Consider the following 19,731-nt stretch of genomic DNA (forward strand, 5'->3'; position numbering starts at 1 on the left):
ATCCATTACAATGAAAGCGTAAACAAAACAAGCTTCTGGGAGGTCAAATTAGATGAAAAAAATGTTCAAGGGTCTACTGGTTACCGTACTCGCTACTACGCTGCTTGCAGGCTGCGGCAATAATGCAAATAACGCGGGAAGCACGAATGAAGGGGCAAGCGGCGGCGAGGCCAAAAGCGTCAAGCTGAAAATGTTCATCGCGCAGCCGCGCTTCAAGGAGCATTATGACAAATATATCGCGGATTTTGTAGCGAAAGAAAAAGCCGAGAAAAATATCGACGTTTCCGTTCAATTGGAAATGCCGACTGCCGATAACGCTGCTCAAATCTTGAAAACAAGATTGGCTTCGAATGATGCGCCTGATATTTTTGCGCTGCATGCGATCAACGAAATTCCTTCCTACTATAAAGCTGGATACTTGGAGGACTTGTCCGACCAGCCTTTCGCGGGCAAGCTGCTTGACAGCGTCAAACCATCCGTGACGACAACGGACGGCAAGGTTGTAGCGCTGCCTCTTGAAACCTTGTCTTGGGGCTACCTGTACAACAAAAAAATATTCACGGAGCTAGGCTTGACGCCGCCAACGACATTAACGGAAATGAAAGCCGTTGTCGAGAAGCTGAAATCCAATAACGTAACGCCATTTGTGCTCTCTTATAAAGAAGCATGGATTCCGCAATTGGTTCTGCCGCTGGCGGCTGGCGCGATTATCAACACGAAGGATAAAGACTTCATTGATCGCATGAACAAGGATGAAGGCTCCTTCACGGAAATGAAAGAGATGTTCGATATTTTTGATCTCATCAATGCCAATGGCACGGAGAAAGCAACAGAGGTGGGCGGCGATGACGGCGCGGCGGCGTTCGCTGCAGGCAAAGGCGCAATGTGGCTGCAAGGTCCTTGGTACGCGGAAACGATTCTGAAATCGAACCCGGATTTGGATTTCGGAGTGGCTCCGCTGCCAATCAACGACGATCCTAACGCGACTTTGATTAACCTGAGCGCATCCACATCGCTGGCTGTATCCAAGACGACTAAAAATAAAGAGGTTGCGCTTGATTTCATGAACTACGTGCTTGACGATACAGCTTCGAACGGTTTCTTCCAAGCGCTGAAGTTCAACCCGCTTGCTACCGTTCATACCTATGAAAGCTATCCATGGGTGAATGACGCGACAGCTTACGTAAAAGAAGGAAAATCCTATCAGGATCCAGCTATACCGCAAGCTGTTAAAGACGAGGTAGGCAAAGGCCTGCAAGCGTACTATGCCGGCCAGATTTCACAGGACGATGTGCTAAAAGCGCTTGATAAAGCGTGGAAATCGTACAACAAAGTAAACAAGTAACGTAGATATGCCTAGGGATGAAGAGGAGAAGGTTTCCCGTCTTCGCTTCATCCCTTTCTATACTTAGAGACACATAGGAGAGGGGCGGATACTGTGCCGATCAAGAGCTACAAAAAATACATCTCGCTGTTCACATTCGTCGGGCCTGCATTTATTTTATATGCCGTCTTCCTGCTAATTCCAACGCTTGGGGGCATGTACTACAGCTTCACGGATTGGAACGGATTAAATAGAGATTATGATTTCATTGGCTTCGGAAACTTCGTCGAGGCGCTTAAGGAAGATCCTGATTTCGTATCTTCGATATTCTTCACGTTGAAATACGTGCTGTTCATGGTCGTGCTGCAAAATGTATTCGCTCTGCTGCTAGCCGTTTTTATTGAATCACGCAAAAGGTCGAAGGGCTTCTTCCGTACGATCTTCTTTATGCCCAATATGATCTCTACTATTATCAGCGCTTTTATGTGGACATTTGTGTTCGCGCAGGTTATTCCGCAAATTGCCGAAAAAACGGCCATCTCGTTTTTGGACCAGGCTTGGATCGGCGATCCTAAAATCAGCTTTTTCTCCATATTGACCGTGTCTCTCTGGAATGGCGTCGGGTACATGATGATCATTTATTTGGCAGGCCTGCAAGGCGTGCCGCAAAGCTTGAAGGAGGCAGCGGTAATCGACGGCGCTTCCGCTTTCCAAACGTTCCGGAACGTCACGCTTCCGATGATATCGCATGCGATTACGATCTGTTTCTTCTTAACCTTGAATGGTGCATTCAAAGTGTTCGAGGTCGTGTACGGCTTAACCGGCGGCGGTCCTGGGCGGAGCACGCAGGTCATTACGATGAATATTTATGAGGAGGCCTTCTCGAACAACTTCCGATATGGGTATGCAAGTGCCAAATCGGTTATCTTGTTCGTCATCATCCTCATTTTCACATTGATTCAAATTCAAGTCATGAAGAAAAAGGAGTTGGAAGCATGAATCAGAAAAAATCAACGTCGATTCTCATCACGGTTCTGCTGTCCATCGCAGCGGCCATCTCCTTTTTCCCTATTTACTTAGCGGTGATCAATTCTTTCAAGACTCAGGGGCAGATGTTCGCATCATTCGTTTCTTTGCCTACGAGCATTTCATTCGATAACTACGTGAACGCATTTAAACAAATCAATTTGCTCAACAGCACGCTCAATTCAATCATTATATCGGTAATCGGCATTGGAGGCATCGTGTTATGCGCGTCGCTTGCCGGCTATAAGCTATCTCGTACCAGCGGGAAAATAAGCAGCATCATCTTCTTCTTGTTTATCGCTTCTATGCTCGTTCCGTTCCATTCGATTATGATTCCGCTAACAAGAATGGCTAAAGCGTTATCGGTGCAAGGCACTACCTACGGGCTCGCGATCATCTACATCGGACTTGGCGTCAACATGGCTGTGTTTTTGTACCATGGCTTCGTAAAGTCGATCCCGAGAGAACTTGAGGAAGCTGCGCAGATCGATGGCTGCAACGAATATCAAACGTTTTTTCGCATTATTTTTCCGCTGCTCGTACCTATTACAGTCACGATTGCGATTCTTGATTTCCTATGGATATGGAATGATTTCCTGCTGCCGCTCTTAATGCTGACGGACGTTGAGAACTACACGTTGATTCTGTCGACGAATACGCTCTTCGGAGAGTATAACAAGGAGTGGGCGCTTATTCTGGCGGCACTCGTACTGACGGCAATTCCCGTTATCATCATCTACTCCTTTTTCCAACGATTCATTATGCACGGCATTGCCGAAGGTGCGGTCAAAGGCTAATTGGCGTGAGACCTCACGAGCCGCAAAACGGCGTCCTTGATTCCCTTCGGTAAATAAGGCGGATTCATTCAAAGGCTGAAGCAGGCTTGACTTGCTTCAGCCTTTTTTGCGTAAGCTAATAGGTGTTGGTACATAGCAATAGGCATATTACCTTGACGAAATTAAATTACTTATGTATCATTACTTACGAATAGTAACTAACAGTGCAGTATAAATAACGATTGATTTACCGCATGAAAATGAACGAAAGTGGTGTTAGTCATCAAAGAGGAAACACATCAGTCCGGCTTACTTCCTACAGAGAAGCAGCCCTTTGATTTTGAATTCGGCATCTATACGCTGGGGGATTTAAGCGCGAGCCCCGTCAACGGATTATTGGCAAGCCCGCGTGCTCGGATGAAAGAAATTATAGCCGCAGCCATGCTTGCCGATGAGGCAGGCATTGACGTGTTCGGCGTTGGCGAACATCATCGCCTTGACTTCGTATTATCCTCCCCTCCGGTCGTATTAGCTGCCATTGCACATGCTACAAAACGGATAAAGCTGACAAGTGCAACTACGGTGCTGGGCACAGCGGATCCGGTTCGCGTGTTCGAAGACTTCTCTACGTTGGACTTGTTATCGGATGGACGTGCCGAAATCATCGTAGGCAGGGGCGCATACGTCGAGTCGTTCCCGTTGTTTGGTTTCGAGCTCAGCGACTATAAGGCTTTGTTTCAAGAAAAGCTCGGTTTGCTGCTAGAGCTGAATGAGCAAGAGCGGATCAGCTGGTCCGGACGCTACCGTTCGGCCTTGACGGATGCAGAAATTGCGCCGCGCCCTCTCCAGCCTCGTCTGCCTGTGTGGGTCGGCGTTGGCGGCACCCCGCAAAGCGCAGAGCTTGCCGGCCAATCGGGTACCGGTATGGCGCTTGCGATTCTTGGCGGCGATCCGGCAAGGTTCAAGCCGCTTGTTGAAGCGTACCGGTCTGCAGGCGTTCAAGCTGGTCATAAGCCTGAGGCATTGCGGGTCGCCATTACAAGCCATGCTTATATCGCGGACACGAATGAGAAGGCATTGGCTGAATATTATCCCTACTACGCGAATTATGTGAGCAGCTTCATGAGCGGTCAAGGCAGGGGCGAGCCGATGACCCGCGAGCAGTTCGATTCGCTTGCGAATCCATTGAGCGCGCTAGCCGTAGGCAGTCCTGAGCTCTTAGTCGAGAAAATATTAGCGCAGCATGAGCTGTTTGGACATAACCGCTTCATGGCTCAGTTCGATATCGGAGGCATTCCATTCTCGAAGGTTGCCGCTTCCATCGAGCTGCTTGCCGCTAAGGTCATGCCGGTTGTTCGCAGAGAGCTGCGCAAATCGACCATGGAAAGCGTGCGTTAATTAATTTGATATTCAATCTGAAGGATGGTTACGAGCTGCGATTAGGCTTGTTGCGGTCCTTTTTCTGTTGTTTAGCTGCTTCAAATAGATACATGCATGAAAAGAAATCCAGTGACTTTCAGCAATATACGTCAGTTTTTTTGGATGGCTTATGAATAAAAGGCAATCTCAATAGCTGAACGGCTTCTGAGATGGTACAATAATAGGAAAACTGACAGATAAGGGAGAGGCGCATGAAGGCTTCCAAGCTAGATGAGTTAAGACAAGGCATAGACCAATTGGACCAAGAAATGATTTCCTTGCTTGCAAAGCGGTTTCAACTGACGGAGGAAGTGGGTATTTATAAGGCAACCCATAAGCTTGCTGCTCAGGACTCCGACCGCGAACAGCAGCAATTTGATAAGATAAGGCGTCTGGCGGAGAGCCGGGAACTCGACGGAGAGCATGCTTCAGTCATTTACCGTTGCATCATGGATTTAGCGATCGCCAGACATAAGGAAATAGAGCAAGCCCATAAAGAGAGCGTACCTATCATTTAAATCGCATGTGAGAATCTACCGTTTATTTCATGAAGAAAGGAATGGTAACGTTGATCGTATACGAGAAAGAGAACTCATACATCTTAATTGCGCAGCATGACCATGCCAGAATATCTGGCGATCTTGTCACGGCTTGGGCGAATGAGCTGTTCGGCAGCGAGGATAGACGGGATGAGCTTAATCTGGCTGCTTATGAGCATGATAGCAGCTGGGTTGAGCTTGACCGAATTCCGCTTTGGAACGATGCGGCAAACGCTCCATTTTCGTTCCGTGATTTTCCAGGGAATATACGTTTCGTCTTCTACTCCAAGGCAATCGACCGCCTGCAGGAAACAAGTGAATATGCAGCGCTGCTGGGCAGCATTCTTTACACAACGCTGGCCGAAAGATTTCGCAACGAAGATACGATCTCCTTTGTCGAGCGCGAGTTTGCACGGCAAAGCGTTATCTTGGAGAAATTGCAGTTAAACGTGAAGCTGCTCCAGGAGCATGCCAAAGCGCTGCTGCTTTGCGACGAGCTATCCTTGTTTGCATGCATGGAGCGGCCGGGGACGCCTCGCGAGCACTACGAGTGGTTTGCAAGTGGATTTCCGTATTGGTTCGACCGCACGGGCGGAACGAGCTTGATCGCGGAATGGAAAGATGAACGGACGATCGCGCTGGAGCCGTATCCGTTCAGCAGAACCGTTGAATCGACCCTTTCATATAAGGAAGTAAACAAAGCGGCCGCTGCCAAGGATGGGATAGCGCAAGTCTACCAAATGGCTGAGCATCGCGAGCATCGCATACAGTTTGTCCCGAAATAGCTGGAATTGAATAGAATACTTGCAAGAGGCGTTTCCTGAGTAGTAGGAGGGAGCGCCTTTGTTGTTTTATTTGACCGGACCCATAGCTCCGATTTTCAAATCGACCTTTACTTTGAAGTCTGCCTGCGAGACGGCGTCTCCCCAATTGTCCTGTGCCTGCTTGAACTGGGCATATTGAAAGGCTCTTGCATATACGCCAAGCCCAATCGGATCGATTTTATTCTTTTTTAGCCTTTTGATTATCCCTTCAACCTGATCCTGTATCAGTCCAGAAACCTGCTTCTCTAGCGGTGCCGCATCATTCGCGACGTCGATGGGAAATAGATGCTCCGAGAGGCCTACCGTCATTTTGATATGAATATCGAACATGAATTTGCCGTTTTTGTAAGCCGTTTTTATTTTTGTTTTAACCTTTCCACCCGTAAAGCTCAGCATATTGGTCGCGAACGGCAATTTGACCGGTTTTCCGGGGATGCGATAGGAGAGGCTGAAGCCAGGGTCGGCCTGCTTTTGCATGATGTTCAGCAGAATGGTTTCCTGCGCGTTCAAGGACATTTTGTATTTGCCCTGTTCATTTAATAACGCGCTACCTTTTAATTGCACTTGATTGTTGACGACCTTGACCTCAGCGATATATGGCGTGACACCTTTTTCAAGGAATTGCCGATGGAGCTCTTGCGCAGTCGTCGAATAGGTTTCCGACTTTTTGGTTTTCGTATCGACCATGGTTCGAAGCAGAATCGGCAGCAGCGGCTGGTCGGGCGGATTTAAGTAAAGAAGCTCGTTCACGGGGCCGTCAACTGCTATAATGCGGTCTGTGACCGTATTGCGGGCATCGCGGAATATAACGTCGAGCATGCTGAACCAGTCATCATATTGGAGCATATGCCTGCCAAGCAGAATGACCTGAAAGTTTCTTCCCTGGACAGATCCTGCCGAATGCGAATCTTGAATCGCTTTGGATTGGCGAAGCGTCTCTGCTTGATCCGAAAATTCCTGGCTTTTTTTCTTGATGTTTTTGCTGAATACCGGTGCGGAGGAGTAAAAATGAAACTTTTCGTTTTCATCCAAATCCAAGCCGAGTGCCAAAGGCGTAGATGCGTTTTCTAATGTTAATTGATCTCCGCAAGCGGATAGGAAGAAGGACGCGGCAATCAGAGCGAGCAGCTTGACGGGAACGTGACGCCTATTCATAAGATGCTCCTAGGGCGCAGCCGTTTATATAGAATGATATAAATGAGCAATAGGCTGGGCAGTATGTATTCCATGCTGAAGCCAAACCAGATCAGCCAGTGCTGCAACTTATCGCTTTGATTGAAGGTTGGTATGAAGAAATAGGTGCCAATGATAAGCAAGGCGCAAAGGATTCGAAGCGGCGTACGATGGCTGTCCAATTCGAAAATTTGCCTTATGCAGTAAGATACGATGTACATGCATGGAATCCAAACGAGCGAGAATACGAACAAATAAAACGAAATGAACGGGACCTCGATTCGCTCGATAAACCGGAACTCGATCGTTTTGAGAATGCTGATAATCGGGTCATTATAGTACTTGCTTTCATAGGGGCTGTAATAGATGAAACAAATAATCGTAATGAACATATAAACCGACATTGTGACGGCGTTGGAAAGAAAAAGAGCGGAAGCTGCTTTTTCCTTGTTTTTTAAATAAGGATACAAAATGAACACGGCGGAAAGTCCGAGGGTCGGATAGATCGTTTCCTTCACCGCATATAAAACGGGCTGGAAGCCTTCTTTCAGAAATGGCAATAAGTTTAGCCAATGGGCATATTTCAGCGTAAACAAATAAACAAAGGGCAGCCAGCAGGAAATAACGGCAACAAACTCCGCATATCTCCCGATAATTCGCGGCCCGCCCAATGCCACCTTGTAGGCGGGAAACAAAAGGAGCAGCATAAGTACATAGGCTTGCGTATTCGGCATAAGCCAGATTTTCACAATAAGAATCGCACGAACTAGGCCGTCATACATCAGATGGAAAAAGTAAAGAGCGATGATAAGTGCAAACGCTTTCCCAATCCATTTGCCCATCATGGTGGAAATCGCGTCTATCAACGTTTTTTCAGAGCATTTTCTCATTACCGATACGATGATATAGCTGCAAATAAGATTGAGCACGAAACCAAGAGGCAAAGCCATCCAACCATCAGAGCCAGCTGCTTCCGCTAGCTTTCTAGGCAGGGAGAGCACGGCAACACTGATCTGAATGCCAGAGATGATAAAAACAAATTGCAAAAACGTAATGGAATTTTTGTCTGTTTGAATCAAGGCTTTTCCTCCCGTGGATTTCTGGTGGCCTTTCGTGTGTCTTGCTTGGAAATTGTGCTTTTGGGACGTTTGTCTAGTAGCCATAGCGGCGCACGCACAAGGGTATCCTTCCAATCAGAGAACCTGACAGGGGCAAGCGGAATGCCATAGGGCATCCCAAGCGATTTAAGCGTTAATAGGTGGGCGATCATCGTCATCAAGCCGATTATGATTCCTACGAACCCAAACAGTGATGCCAGAATCATGAGAATGAAGCGAATTAAGCGTACTGCCGCGACCATGTCATAGTTGGGCAGAATGAATGAGGAGATCGCGGTGAACGCAACCACGATAACCATGACATTGCTGATTAATCCGGCCTGCACGACTGCTTGTCCGAGCACGATACCGCCTACGATGCCAACCGTCTGACCGACGGGCGCAGGCAGCCGCACTCCGGCTTCGCGCAGCATCTCCAGTGTGATTTCCATGATGATGGCTTCCACGAACGGAGGAAATGGCACTTGGCCTCGCGATTCACCGAGCGTGAGCAGCAGCTTCATAGGAATGATCTCAAAGTGATAGGAAGCGACCGCGATATAGAAAGCAGGCAAAAAAGTCGCAGTTACAAAGGCAAACATGCGCAGAAACCGCAGAAAAGTAGCGATGGACCAGCGAGTGCTGTAATCGTCAATGCTTTGGAAATACGAAAAGAAGCTAACTGGCGCTACCAGCACGCTAGGTGAGCGGTCCACGACAACGACGCATCTTCCTTGCAATAGCTGCGAAGCGGCAGAGTCAGGCCGTTCGGTCAATACAAACTGAGGAAAAAGAGAGAAAGGATTATCCTCTATCAGCTCGGACAGTTCTCCCGTATTCAGAATTACATCTACGTCAACCTGCTGAATCCGCTTCTCCAAGGCGCTGATCAGAGTGGTATTCGTAACGTCTTCCAAATAGAGGATCGTAACATTGGTCTGTCCACGTTCTCCGACGACAAGGCGTTTCATTTTTAATTCCCGGTTCGGAAGATAGCGGCGAATCATAGCGATATTTAATCCGCTGGTCTCCACAAAACCCTGGTGGGCGCCTTTGAGCGAGGCTTCCATTTGAGGATCCTCAATCGCCCGCTGCGGCCAGCCGCCTGTTCCGAGTATATAAGCGTATTCACGTCCATTAATAAGCAGCAAGCTGTTGCCGTGCAGCACGGAGGCTTCTGCCTGCTGGAATTTATATTCCCTCTCGATGTGGCCGACGGACATCATTAGCTCGTCGCCCGGCTTGCCGGTTTCTGAATAGTTCTGAAGGGGATGCAAAACACCGTTATTGATGGTAGGCCTGTCAGTAAGCCCGTCTATGTAGATGATTGCTGCCTGCTCGTTTGTTTGATTAATAGTAAATTTCCGAATAATTAAATCGGATGTATTCGAAAATAAGCGATGTATATGTTGAATGTTTTCTTCGAGATTGGAACGGATGACAGCTGTATAGTCAGGTTTATTCTCTTTTGACTGATCAACCATAGCGCGTTCACACCGTCCCGTCTTCTCGATCTTGTTGGTTTTTTATTTTGCCACGGTTTTCCATGGTTATTCACGGCAAAAAAAATACCCCCGTGCAGCTAAGCAAGGAGGTATTTCTATAGCTTCATGAAATTGAGCAAACCGTGCTGTCTGCTTAGGTGCCTGCTTTAAACAACGTTGCGATCGAACCGCCTTCGGTAATGATCTTGATGGCGGTAGCGAGCAGCGGTGACATAGGCAATACAACGAACTTATTGGACCGTTCTTCTCCGATATCGATCGTATCGGTGATGACTACCTCGCGAATGTTCGGGTGGTCAAGCTTCTCTAGCGCATTGGCTGAGAAAAGACCATGCGTAGCACATATGTATGAATCATGCGCGCCTTTTTTCTTAAGCGCCTCTACCACGTTGACGATCGTGCTTCCCGTGTCGATTAAATCCTCGATAATAATCGGCGTCATGTTTTCTACGTCGCCGATAATATGCGTGATCTCCGATTGATTGTGCGCTGGCCGGTTTTTAATCATAATAGCAAATGGGCAATCAAGCAGGCCTGCAAGCTTCTCGGCTGTCGTGGCCCTTCCCGCGTCCGGAGATACGACGACTGGATTCGTAATCTTTTTCTCTCTTAAATATTCGATGATCAGATCCAACGCGGTTAAATGATCGACAGGTATATCGAAAAAACCTTGAATCGGGTCGGCATGCAGGTCGACGGTAATGATTCGGTTCGCGCCGACAGTCGTCAGGACATCCGCAACTAGCTTAGCCGATATCGGTTCGCGCGGTGCAGACTTTCTCTCCTGCCTTGCATACCCGTAATAAGGCATGACGATATTGATCGTTTTGGCTGAAGCGCGTTTGGCAGCGTCGATCATGACAAGCGTCTCGATCAAATGCTCGTTGACAGGGTGCGAAAGCGATTGGACGATAAAAACATCGCAGGTACGAATGGATTCTCCGTAGGATACGTGTATTTCACCGCTTTGCAGTCTCGAAATCGCAACATTGCCGAGCGGAAGATCCAGCTCTTTGCACAATTCGGCGGCCAGTCTTTCGTTTGAGGTGCCGGAAAATATTTTAACCTTTTGCATGTGTTCCTCCTTAAAGATAAACAAAATTCATCAGATTACGACAGTCTTTGCTCAATCATAACAAACAAAGCAAATGAGAACAAATATAATGAGAACAAATATTTCAGCTATTAATCTCGGATTGGAAGCCGCCGGATATATTCTTTGATCAAATGCAGTTTTTCCAAGTAAGAGCGAGCTCAAACGATGACAAGGCCGCGGGATGGAAGCACTGCTGGAAAAGAGCTCTGTTTTTGCAAAAAGGGCGGGTGTATAATGGTTGCTAAGAAGGGAGTGGGGGCATGTCCGCAGAAATCAGAGCTTATGAGCTAGTTGCGTTGAAGGAGATCGCTGAAACGCTGAACAGCACGAATGATATGGATGAAATGCTGAACGACGTGCTTGCCAAGCTGCTTCAGGTAACAGGCTTTACGACTGGCTGGGTGTTCATGATGGACAGCCACAGCGAAGAAATATGTGTAGCTACCCATAATTTGCCGGAAGGCCTGCGAGCAAACAATCAGGAAGTGATGTGCGGCTCCTTGTGCTGGTGCGTTGAGCGCTTTAAGCAAAACAAGCTGGAGCAAGCAGTCAATATTATAGAATGCTCGAGAATTACATATGCCATAAACAATGAGCTGGGCGATACGGAGGGCATTTCTCATCATGCCACGGTACCGCTCCATGCTGGGACGGATCGATTCGGTCTATTAAACGTTGCTCAGACAGGGAAAAGCCATTTCTCCGAGGAGGAGCTGGCACTGCTTCAAGCTGTGGCTTATCAGATCGGAACAGCGATTAAGCGGATTCGGCTCTATCAGGTGCAGGAGAGGCATGCGCTGCATTATGCCAAGCTTGGCGATGTCATTCAGCGAATAAACGCGATCCAGGATATTAACAACTTGCCGCTCCAAGCTGTCAGACATATCGGAGATACGTTCAATTGGCAGCATGTCTCGTTGTTTATGTATGAGCAGCAGCAATTGTCGCTGCGGGCGACATATACGGATAAGCATGTGAAGAAAGAGTGGCTGACGCTTGAGATTGATCAAGGCGGGACAGTCAGTACGGCTTTCCGCGAGAATCGAATCGTAACCTTATCGAATTGTCATCAGGTGCCGAGCTCATCCCTGTCATCGATCGGCATCCCGCCCTTTTCATCCGCTGTAGCTATTCCCCTTCGGATTAGGAGCAGACCGATAGGCGTGTTGTTTATTAGCAGTGAGCTAGGCAGGCAGTTTGACGATTATTTGGAAGATTTTTTATATTCATTAGGTGATCATTTCACGCTAAGCGTTGAGAATCTTCGCGTATACGAACAGAGGCGCGAGTTGGCACGCATGGAAGAGCGGAATCGGATGGCGCGAGATCTGCATGATTCCGTCATTCAGAAAATCTTCTCGTTGTCATTTCTTGCTAAAGGCGCGGAAACCGTTCTTGCCGGCAAGGAGCCGATCGTCGAACGCTCGCTCCAAGAAATTAGGCAGCTGTCCCAAGAAACGCTGAAAGAAATGCGTACACTGATCTGGCAGCTCCGTCCGGCCGGCTTGGAGCATGGCCTGCTGACGGCTTTGAAGCAGTATGGAAAGAACATGGGATTAACCGTTTATGAGCATGTGGAAGGCGTACGCGAGCTGCCCCGTGCGATTGAAGAAGCATTCTGGCGAATTGGGCAGGAGGCTATGAATAACGTAAAGAAGCACGCCGATACAGAAACCGTCCATGTGCGGTTAATGAAGTCCGAGCGGCTTGCTAGCATTGAAATTATAGACAAGGGACGCGGTTTTTCACCAGAGAAGCGTAAGGGCAAGCTGACCATGGGGATGCTAACCATGAGGGAGCGGGCTGAGACGCTCGGCGGTGAATTATCTATCACAAGCACCAAAGGACGTTCGACCAGCGTAAAGGCTACAATTCCGGTCGCGACCGAAACAGAAACGTGGGACGAGGAATGAGGAGCGGCAGTGAAGATCAAAATCCTTTTAGTTGACGATCATCAAATTGTTTTGAAAGGCATTTCTTTTTTTCTGAATATGCAGCCGGATTTTGAATTGGTCGGCGAAGCGCACAATGGGCAAGAAGCGGTGGAGAAAGCGGAGGAACTAAATCCAGATATTATTCTGATGGACCTCAACATGCCGATTATGGATGGCATTGAAGCAAGCACGTTGATCGCCAAGCAGAATCCCCATATTAAAATACTCGTGCTGACAAGCTTCTCTGACCGCAGTCATATTGTGCCGGCACTTCAGTCAGGCGCAATCGGATATATGCTGAAGGATGTGGAGCCAGATCAGCTTGCTGAAGCGATACGCAGTGCCTATAAGGGTAATATCCAGCTCCATCCCGACATTGCGAGCGCGCTGTTGGCGGAGGTTGCACCGAATGCCCAACCTGTTAAAGAGGGTCCTGGCCGCGAATTAATGGAGCAGTTAACGCCGCGTGAGCTTGAAGTGCTGCAGTTGATTACGAAAGGCATGAGCAACAAGGACATTGCATCCGCCCTGACAGTAGCGGAGAAAACGGTAAAAACGCATGTAAGCAGCATTTTGAGCAAGCTTAATATGACTGATCGTACGCAAGCTGCGATTTACGCTGTGCAGTTAATGAATGAAAGCGAATAACGCATCACAGTCAGACTATAGTCGTAAGACCACGTCTCCGTCTATTCTGACTTTTTTTAATTATTTTTCAGCCTAATTGCCGATGTTTCCCCCCGAAAAACTATATACAATAAAGGTACTTACTAAAAGTAAATCATATATCCTGGAGGGAAACACAAAATGAGTACAGTATTATTTGTTAAAGCAAACGATCGCGGAATTGAAATGGCAACTAGCGTTAAACTATACCATGCATTTCTGGACAGCTACAAAGCTAGCCATCCTGAGGATACAGTCGTTGAGCTTGATTTGTTCCAAGAAGAGCTGCCATATCTGAATGCAGATATGATTAACGGCAACTTTAAAGCAGCACGCGGCTACGACCTTACTGAGGGCGAGCAAGCTGCTGTAGCGGTTTCCGATAAATATATCAACCAATTCCTAGCAGCTGATAAAGTCGTATTCGCATTCCCGCTTTGGAACTTCACGGTTCCAGCTGTTCTGCACACATACATCGACTACCTGTCGCAAGCTGGCAAAACGTTCAGCTACACGGCTGAGGGTCCTGTCGGTCTAATCCCTGACAAAAAAGTAGCGCTTCTTAATGCCCGCGGCGGCATCTATTCCGAAGGCCCTGCTGCTGGCGCAGAAATGGCATTCAACTTTATTCGCAACGTAATGGGCTTCTACGGCGTGAAGAACCTTGAGAGTGTCATTATCGAAGGACACAACCAATTGCCTGACCAAGCGGAAGCTATCGTAGCAACTGGCCTTGAGCAAGCGAAAAAAGTGGCAGCAGGATTCTAATTTCTAACTCCTTATTAGAGACAGCCGGACTAACGTTCGGCTGTTTTCTGCGTCTACAGGCAAATTTCCTTTATTAAAAGGTTGACTTGATAGGTCTGAGCATGTATAAATTATATAGACCAATCGTTATAATCGAGGAGTGAATGGATGTCAGAAAAAATAAATACGCGACAAATTATCCTTGAGACGGCAGCAAGGCTTTTTTTCACGAGAGGGTATCATGCAACGGGGTTGAGCCAAATTATTAAAGAGAGCGATTGTCCGAAGGGCTCGCTTTATTATTATTTTCCAGATGGTAAGGAAGAGCTGGCGCTGGAATGTATTAACTGCACGAGAGATCTTGTGATCGAGAAGTGGTCCAGCAAGTTCGCTGAGTTCGATGAGCCTTCTGATGCTGTTCAGTCATTTGTCCTAGATATGGCGGAGGATGCCGAGAAGTGTAATTATAAAGGCTACATGCCGTTTAGCTTCTGGATGGCGGTGGAAACGTCGTCGATCAGCGAGAAGCTTAGGAGTGCGGGACAAGCTGTGTTTGCCGCATGGCAAGCGGTCATTTCTGACCGTCTGATTGCCGCTGGCATGGAGCAGGGGAAAGCGAAGGAAATCGGAGTCGTTATTATCTCGCTTTTGGAAGGTGCGCTCATCCTTACGCTGACGAATCGCGACAAGCAGCCGCTTCTTACAGCAGCGAAATGTGTACCGTATGTCATAAATCAATGTCCCTCCTTCTGATTGAGGGACATGTACAAAGATAGATAGAAATAGGAGAGTGGAATGCTTGCAAGCAACAATGACAGAAACGAAACAACAGGCAGGGCAGAAATTTAAAGTTGTACCCATTATGATATCCCTGCTTTTAGCAGGTTTCGTCGGGATGTTCAGTGAAACGGCGTTAAACGTAGCGCTTACCGATTTAATTGAAGTATTCAACATTACGGCACCGACAGTTCAATGGCTGACTACCGGGTATTTGCTTACACTTGGTATTTTAGTACCCGTATCAGGGCTGCTGCTGCAATGGTTCTCCACCAGGCAGCTGTTTATCGCTGCGGTAAGCTTTTCAGTGCTCGGCACGCTTGTGGCCGCGCTTGCGCCAAGCTTTGAGGTGCTGATGACAGCACGCGTTATTCAAGCGATTGGCACGGCACTTCTTCTTCCACTCATGTTCAATACGATTCTCATTATATTCCCTGCTGAAAAACGCGGGGCAGCAATGGGAGTAATCGGGCTCGTTATTATGGTTGCTCCTGCAGTAGGTCCTACTATTGCTGGTCTTCTTATTGAAAATTTGAGCTGGCATTGGATTTTTTGGCTATCATTGCCGTTCTTGGTTATTGCGCTTCTGTTCGGCATTATGTTTATGCAGAACGTATCTACGATTACAAAACCGAAAATCGATATTTTTTCGCTCGTATTCTCGACACTCGGCTTTGGCGGAATTGTGTTTGCATTCAGCAGCGCGGGTGAAGGAGAAGGCGGCTGGACGAGCACGAAGGTCGTTTCGTTTATGATTATCGGTATCGTTGCACTTGTTATATTTGCGATTCGCCAGATTATGATGAAGCAGCCGATGATGAATTTGCGTGCCTTTAAGCATCCGATGTTCGTTGTGGGAACGCTGATGGTCTTTATCTGTATGATGGTCATCCTGTCATCGATGCTTGTACTGCCGATGTATTTGATTAGCGGTCTAGGTCTAAGTGCATTGACAGCGGGGCTTATCCTGCTGCCAGGCGGACTTATTAATGGGATTATGTCTCCCATCATGGGCGGCTTGTTCGATAAATTCGGTCCGAAATGGCTGGTCATACCTGGGCTTGCTATCGTTGCAGCCGTACTTTGGTTTTTCTCGGGCATTACGACTGCTTCCACAATCGCGCTGATCATTGTGCTGCATTCATGCCTCATGATCGGTATTTCGATGGTATGGATGCCAGCTCAGACGAATGGTCTTAATCAGCTTCCACGCGAGCTGTATCCAGACGGTACGGCAATCATGAACACGCTGCAGCAGGTCGCAGGCGCGATCGGAACAGCAGTAGCGGTAAGCATTATGACCGCAGGCATGAACAGCTTTATGAAGGATGTCGCTGATCCGACAGATCCGGCCAATGCACCGCTTGCCATGACAGCCGGCATTCAGAATGCATTTATCTTCGCGATGGTAGTCGCTATCGTTGGCTTGATCGTAGCTTTGTTTATTAAACGAGTTCATGTTGAGAAACAGCATTAGTTTTTAGCGCGATTAGAAGTTAGCCGCAGGAAAAGACGTTAGCCAAACAGCTAACGTCTTTTTTGTATGCAGCGATAAATTGGTTGGGTGCATTAACAACCAATTGGACGGTTACAGCAAGTCGACTCGGAGGTATGCTAAACCTATTGCAATCGGTTAATTATGTTGTTCTGCATGGAAAAGGAGACGATTGACGATATGGGTGAGCAGAAGGTTAAGGTAGCCGTCGTACAAGCAGCTCCTATTTTGTTCGATAAAGAATCTGCCTTTCGAAAAATAGCGGCATACGTCCAAGAAGCTAAAGGAAATGGTGCTAAGCTGCTGCTGTTTCCAGAAGTATTTATTGGCGGCTACCCGCGGGGGTTTTCCTTTGGCGCCAGGGTAGGCAGCCGAACGATGGAAGGACGCGAGGATTGGGCAAAATATGGGAGCAGTGCAATTACGATTCCCGGTACGGACACGGACCTATTAGGAGAGATTGCAAGAGAAGCAGGCGTTTATTTGATTATTGGCGTTGTAGAGCGCGACCAAGAATACAGTCAATCAACGTTATACAATAGCATCGTATACATTGGTCCCGACGGCAAGCTGCTTGGCAAGCACCGCAAGCTGATTCCGACAGGCTCCGAACGATTATTATGGGGACAAGGAGACGGAAGTACCCTGACCGTTATTGATACACCTTTTGGGCGTATTGGCGGCTTGATTTGCTGGGAAAACTATATGCCGCTTGCGCGAATGGCGATGTATGCCAAAGGTATCGATATATTGGTAACGCCGACAGCTGATGCGCGCGATACATGGCAGGCAACCCTTAAGCATATCGCTTGCGAAGGTAGATGTTACGTGCTGTCGAGCAACCAGTTCGCCACCAAGGAATCCTATCCGGAGAGCCTCAACGGATATGCTGAGCTTGCAAATGATCCAACTATTCTTTGCAGAGGAGGCAGCGCGATCGTAGGTCCTTTGGGCGAATATGTAGCTGAGCCAGTATACGATACGGAGACCGTTATTTATGCGGATCTGGATATGGCATCCGTTACGGCAAGTCGGTTCGACTTCGACGCTGCAGGACATTACAATAGACCCGACGTATTCCAGCTGCAGGTTAATGAAGCCAAGCAAAACATCGTAAGCTTTAGCTGAATGTTGTAGATGCGGCTATGCCTGCTTAGCGAAAAAAGATGAATGCAAGTGAAGCAAGTTTGGCTTCGCCAAAAAAAGGATATGCTTACGAAGCAAGTTTGGCTTCGCCAAAAAAAGGATATGCTTACGAAGCAAGTTTGGCTTCGCCAAACAAAGGATATGCTTACGAAGCAGTTTTGCTTCGCAAAACTAAGAATATGGATACGAAGCAAGTTTTGTATCATAAAACTAAGCGTTTGCTTACGAAGCAGTTTTGCTTCACAAAACTAAGAATATGGATACGAAGCAAGTTTTGTATCATAAAACTAAGCGTTTGCTTACGAAGCAGTTTTGCTTCGCAAAACTAAGAATATGGTTACGAAGCAAGTTTTGTATCACAAAACTAAGCGTTTGCTTCGCAAAACTTTGGAGGAGATGATCAAATGGAAGTGCCAGTTGGCGTATGGATTGCGGCGGGCATCATTGTTGCTATTTTAGCGTGGATAACCTTTTGGATAACGAATAAAGCCTATTCCCGTAGGTGGGAGGATCATGATTCAGAGGATAATGGCAATCGTTTTTAATCCAATCGTACGGATTCATCCATCAAGCGCGGCTCATACTCCCTTCGAGTATAAATTAGTGCTACAATAGTAGAAAAACATGAGGGGAAGTAGACGGGCGCTGCATGCATGCAAGGCAAGCCCGGAATAGCCGATGGATGAAACCGAACCCCTAGTTACAAAGCCTTGTGCAAGCTGCAAGCAGATGAGGCCGCTGTCAGAGTTTTTGCGCCGAACAGGCAGACGTGCCAGTGCAGGATCACGGCGCGGCGCATGCAGTACATGCCGAAAGGCTCGGATAGCGAAGCTTGAGCCGCCGACTATTGCCGTTCAAGGCGAGAAAGTCAAAACAGAAATTGAAAAAGCGCGAAAGCCGCGCACCATGCCGCACATGCCTACGATACCGCTTCCTAACGACCCGGCAGCGCTGAAGAAAACGCGCCAGGGCACAATTTGGATGAGGGGGAAGACGGACAAGGGACGGCGATGGTACCAGGAAATAGAGCTGGAGCTTGCAGTAACGCTTATTAAAGAGCAAGCTGCGGTTATCGTCAACCGGCATACGATTAGACGCTTGTTCAGCAATAAGGAGTTTCGGCGGTATATATTGGAGCGAGATAACCACATTTGTTATTTTTGCGGTGAATTCGGCGATACGATTGATCATATGCTGCCTCGCGCGAAAGGCGGACATACCACTCCGCTCAATTGCGTGTGTGCCTGCAACGCCTGCAACCAGTCCAAAGCCGATCAGGACCTGCATGCTTTCATGAACAACGAAGGACCTTTTTTCAAGGAATGATTCTCCTTGCGAACAGGTCCTTTTTGGTGTGCACAATAGTTTCGCATCGAATTGTCAAAACTCGTAGTCAAAACAAATACTTAAAACTCGAAACTAAAACACAAAGCTCAAAAATCACAACGCAAAGCGCAAAACACAAAAGCACAAAAACACAAAAACACAAAAATGAAAAACGCAAAACGCAAAACGCAAAACGCAAAACGCAAAACGCAAAACGCAAAACGCAAAACGCAAAACGCAAAACGCAAAACGCAAAACGCAAAACGCAAAGCGCAAAGCGCAAAACGCAAAACGCAAAACGCAAAACGCAAAACGCAAACGCAAAACGCAAAACGCAAAACGCAAAACGCAAAACGCAAAGCGCAAAGCGCAAAAACACAAAACGAAAAGCGCTAGCTTAAAGCGCTTATCTTAAGGCTCTTAGTTGACCGAAACTCCGCCCTATACGTCCATGCGAATAGATGTCTGACCTTGCCCGAATAGATGGACACGAAGAAAACATCTATAATAAATCACGGAGGGGTTCAAACGGGACAAGGAAAGGAATACGACAAAGCATTTAAGGAGCAGGTCGTCCTGCGTATTATGGCTGAAGAATCAACCGATTCGGAAGCAGCCAAGGAGATTAGTGTGCATGATACAACGGTTAGAGACTGGGTTAAGGTTTATAAACAAGATGAGCTATATTGGAGACTACGATGCAGAAAGTGCAATAGAAACCTCACATGTGCTGCCGCCTGAGGGGCTACGTTGTACAAAGTACAGGTCTGTTGATTAACCAATTTTTGGTTTTAGGGAAAGTTTAAGACGCTCGTCAAAAAGACGATCCATTCTGGCTGCAAGTGGTTCACACTCAATAAC

At 47.4% G+C, this 19,731-nt stretch carries 20 protein-coding genes; 16 read left to right on the forward strand and 4 right to left on the reverse strand.

What is annotated here, in order from left to right; all coding sequences use genetic code 11:
- Window positions 1-52: 52 nt before the first annotated feature.
- The 6 genes from AB4Z29_RS23775 (at window position 53) to AB4Z29_RS23800 (ending at window position 5,869) form a co-directional block, all read left to right on the forward strand.
- Window positions 53-1,345 (forward strand): ABC transporter substrate-binding protein, encoded by a 1,293-nt coding sequence (locus AB4Z29_RS23775; RefSeq protein ID WP_441945465.1) that lies wholly within the window; start codon window positions 53-55, stop codon window positions 1,343-1,345.
- Between the two features lie 93 nt (window positions 1,346-1,438).
- Complete coding sequence (locus AB4Z29_RS23780; RefSeq protein ID WP_441945466.1) at window positions 1,439-2,323, forward strand: carbohydrate ABC transporter permease; 885 nt, start codon at window positions 1,439-1,441, stop codon at window positions 2,321-2,323.
- The gene (locus AB4Z29_RS23785; RefSeq protein WP_441945467.1) at window positions 2,320-3,147 is read left to right on the forward strand and encodes a carbohydrate ABC transporter permease; all 828 of its coding nucleotides are present in this window, start codon (window positions 2,320-2,322) and stop codon (window positions 3,145-3,147) included. The genes AB4Z29_RS23780 and AB4Z29_RS23785 overlap by 4 nt, the downstream gene beginning before the upstream one ends.
- Window positions 3,148-3,408: 261 nt before the next feature.
- Window positions 3,409-4,524, forward strand: coding sequence for an LLM class flavin-dependent oxidoreductase (locus tag AB4Z29_RS23790; RefSeq protein WP_441945487.1), 1,116 nt, complete (start codon window positions 3,409-3,411; stop codon window positions 4,522-4,524).
- Window positions 4,525-4,757: 233 nt separating this feature from the next.
- Entirely contained in the window at window positions 4,758-5,063 is a 306-nt protein-coding gene (locus AB4Z29_RS23795) for a chorismate mutase (RefSeq protein ID WP_441945468.1), read from the forward strand.
- A gap of 29 nt (window positions 5,064-5,092) precedes the next feature.
- Window positions 5,093-5,869, forward strand: coding sequence for a DUF3891 family protein (locus AB4Z29_RS23800; protein ID WP_441945469.1), 777 nt, complete (start codon window positions 5,093-5,095; stop codon window positions 5,867-5,869).
- 66 nt (window positions 5,870-5,935) lie between these two features.
- Here the strand turns inward: AB4Z29_RS23800 and AB4Z29_RS23805 are convergent, their stop codons facing one another.
- The 4 genes from AB4Z29_RS23805 to AB4Z29_RS23820 all read right to left on the reverse strand — a co-directional run bounded on the left by AB4Z29_RS23805 (window position 5,936) and on the right by AB4Z29_RS23820 (window position 10,758).
- Window positions 5,936-7,063, reverse strand: coding sequence for a Ger(x)C family spore germination protein (locus AB4Z29_RS23805; protein ID WP_441945470.1), 1,128 nt, complete (start codon window positions 7,061-7,063; stop codon window positions 5,936-5,938).
- Window positions 7,060-8,160, reverse strand: a complete 1,101-nt coding sequence (locus AB4Z29_RS23810; protein ID WP_441945471.1) for a GerAB/ArcD/ProY family transporter — start codon at window positions 8,158-8,160, stop codon at window positions 7,060-7,062. The genes AB4Z29_RS23805 and AB4Z29_RS23810 overlap by 4 nt, the downstream gene beginning before the upstream one ends.
- Window positions 8,157-9,662, reverse strand: a complete 1,506-nt coding sequence (locus AB4Z29_RS23815) for a spore germination protein (RefSeq protein WP_441945472.1) — start codon at window positions 9,660-9,662, stop codon at window positions 8,157-8,159. Before AB4Z29_RS23815 ends, AB4Z29_RS23810 begins: the two co-directional genes overlap by 4 nt.
- A 154-nt stretch (window positions 9,663-9,816) precedes the next feature.
- Window positions 9,817-10,758 carry a ribose-phosphate diphosphokinase gene (locus AB4Z29_RS23820; protein ID WP_441945473.1) on the reverse strand — a complete coding sequence of 314 codons (942 nt, stop codon included), beginning with the start codon at window positions 10,756-10,758 and terminating at the stop codon, window positions 9,817-9,819.
- A 281-nt stretch (window positions 10,759-11,039) separates the two neighbouring features.
- On the opposite strand from AB4Z29_RS23820, the gene AB4Z29_RS23825 reads away from it, so the two are divergent.
- The 10 genes from AB4Z29_RS23825 (at window position 11,040) to AB4Z29_RS23870 (ending at window position 19,611) form a co-directional block, all read left to right on the forward strand.
- Window positions 11,040-12,692, forward strand: a complete 1,653-nt coding sequence (locus AB4Z29_RS23825; protein WP_441945474.1) for a GAF domain-containing protein — start codon at window positions 11,040-11,042, stop codon at window positions 12,690-12,692.
- A 9-nt stretch (window positions 12,693-12,701) separates the two neighbouring features.
- Complete coding sequence (locus tag AB4Z29_RS23830) at window positions 12,702-13,361, forward strand: response regulator (RefSeq protein WP_441945475.1); 660 nt, start codon at window positions 12,702-12,704, stop codon at window positions 13,359-13,361.
- 159 nt (window positions 13,362-13,520) lie between these two features.
- Window positions 13,521-14,147 (forward strand): FMN-dependent NADH-azoreductase, encoded by a 627-nt coding sequence (locus AB4Z29_RS23835; protein ID WP_441945476.1) that lies wholly within the window; start codon window positions 13,521-13,523, stop codon window positions 14,145-14,147.
- Between the two features lie 147 nt (window positions 14,148-14,294).
- Complete coding sequence (locus tag AB4Z29_RS23840) at window positions 14,295-14,879, forward strand: TetR/AcrR family transcriptional regulator (protein ID WP_441945477.1); 585 nt, start codon at window positions 14,295-14,297, stop codon at window positions 14,877-14,879.
- 58 nt (window positions 14,880-14,937) lie between these two features.
- On the forward strand, window positions 14,938-16,380 hold the full coding sequence (locus AB4Z29_RS23845) for a DHA2 family efflux MFS transporter permease subunit (protein ID WP_441945488.1): 1,443 nt from the start codon (window positions 14,938-14,940) through the stop codon (window positions 16,378-16,380).
- 198 nt (window positions 16,381-16,578) lie between these two features.
- The gene (locus AB4Z29_RS23850; RefSeq protein WP_441945478.1) at window positions 16,579-17,526 is read left to right on the forward strand and encodes a carbon-nitrogen hydrolase family protein; all 948 of its coding nucleotides are present in this window, start codon (window positions 16,579-16,581) and stop codon (window positions 17,524-17,526) included.
- A 422-nt stretch (window positions 17,527-17,948) separates the two neighbouring features.
- Window positions 17,949-18,089, forward strand: coding sequence for a hypothetical protein (locus AB4Z29_RS23855; protein WP_183560203.1), 141 nt, complete (start codon window positions 17,949-17,951; stop codon window positions 18,087-18,089).
- 133 nt (window positions 18,090-18,222) lie between these two features.
- Window positions 18,223-18,870, forward strand: coding sequence for an HNH endonuclease (locus AB4Z29_RS23860; RefSeq protein WP_441945479.1), 648 nt, complete (start codon window positions 18,223-18,225; stop codon window positions 18,868-18,870).
- 26 nt (window positions 18,871-18,896) lie between these two features.
- Entirely contained in the window at window positions 18,897-19,271 is a 375-nt protein-coding gene (locus tag AB4Z29_RS23865) for a hypothetical protein (protein ID WP_441945480.1), read from the forward strand.
- A gap of 82 nt (window positions 19,272-19,353) precedes the next feature.
- Complete coding sequence (locus AB4Z29_RS23870; protein ID WP_441945481.1) at window positions 19,354-19,611, forward strand: transposase; 258 nt, start codon at window positions 19,354-19,356, stop codon at window positions 19,609-19,611.
- Window positions 19,612-19,731 lie beyond the last annotated feature (120 nt).

It is taken from the genome of Paenibacillus sp. 2TAB23 (genome assembly GCF_052115165.1).
Classification (GTDB): domain Bacteria; phylum Bacillota; class Bacilli; order Paenibacillales; family Paenibacillaceae; genus Pristimantibacillus.

Excerpts from the sequence above, each read along its gene's own strand:
- AB4Z29_RS23775 (WP_441945465.1), top strand. The coding sequence starts at position 53 with ATGAAAAAAATGTTCAAGGGTCTACTGGTTACCGTACTCGCTACTACG.
- AB4Z29_RS23785 (WP_441945467.1), top strand. The coding sequence starts at position 2,320 with ATGAATCAGAAAAAATCAACGTCGATTCTCATCACGGTTCTGCTGTCC.
- AB4Z29_RS23795 (WP_441945468.1), top strand. The coding sequence starts at position 4,758 with ATGAAGGCTTCCAAGCTAGATGAGTTAAGACAAGGCATAGACCAATTG.
- AB4Z29_RS23800 (WP_441945469.1), top strand. The coding sequence starts at position 5,093 with ATGAAGAAAGGAATGGTAACGTTGATCGTATACGAGAAAGAGAACTCA.
- AB4Z29_RS23805 (WP_441945470.1), bottom strand. The coding sequence starts at position 7,063 with ATGAATAGGCGTCACGTTCCCGTCAAGCTGCTCGCTCTGATTGCCGCG.
- AB4Z29_RS23815 (WP_441945472.1), bottom strand. The coding sequence starts at position 9,662 with ATGGTTGATCAGTCAAAAGAGAATAAACCTGACTATACAGCTGTCATC.
- AB4Z29_RS23820 (WP_441945473.1), bottom strand. The coding sequence starts at position 10,758 with ATGCAAAAGGTTAAAATATTTTCCGGCACCTCAAACGAAAGACTGGCC.
- AB4Z29_RS23825 (WP_441945474.1), top strand. The coding sequence starts at position 11,040 with ATGTCCGCAGAAATCAGAGCTTATGAGCTAGTTGCGTTGAAGGAGATC.
- AB4Z29_RS23835 (WP_441945476.1), top strand. The coding sequence starts at position 13,521 with ATGAGTACAGTATTATTTGTTAAAGCAAACGATCGCGGAATTGAAATG.
- AB4Z29_RS23840 (WP_441945477.1), top strand. The coding sequence starts at position 14,295 with ATGTCAGAAAAAATAAATACGCGACAAATTATCCTTGAGACGGCAGCA.
- AB4Z29_RS23845 (WP_441945488.1), top strand. The coding sequence starts at position 14,938 with ATGACAGAAACGAAACAACAGGCAGGGCAGAAATTTAAAGTTGTACCC.
- AB4Z29_RS23850 (WP_441945478.1), top strand. The coding sequence starts at position 16,579 with ATGGGTGAGCAGAAGGTTAAGGTAGCCGTCGTACAAGCAGCTCCTATT.
- AB4Z29_RS23855 (WP_183560203.1), top strand. The coding sequence starts at position 17,949 with ATGGAAGTGCCAGTTGGCGTATGGATTGCGGCGGGCATCATTGTTGCT.
- AB4Z29_RS23860 (WP_441945479.1), top strand. The coding sequence starts at position 18,223 with ATGGATGAAACCGAACCCCTAGTTACAAAGCCTTGTGCAAGCTGCAAG.
- AB4Z29_RS23870 (WP_441945481.1), top strand. The coding sequence starts at position 19,354 with ATGGACACGAAGAAAACATCTATAATAAATCACGGAGGGGTTCAAACG.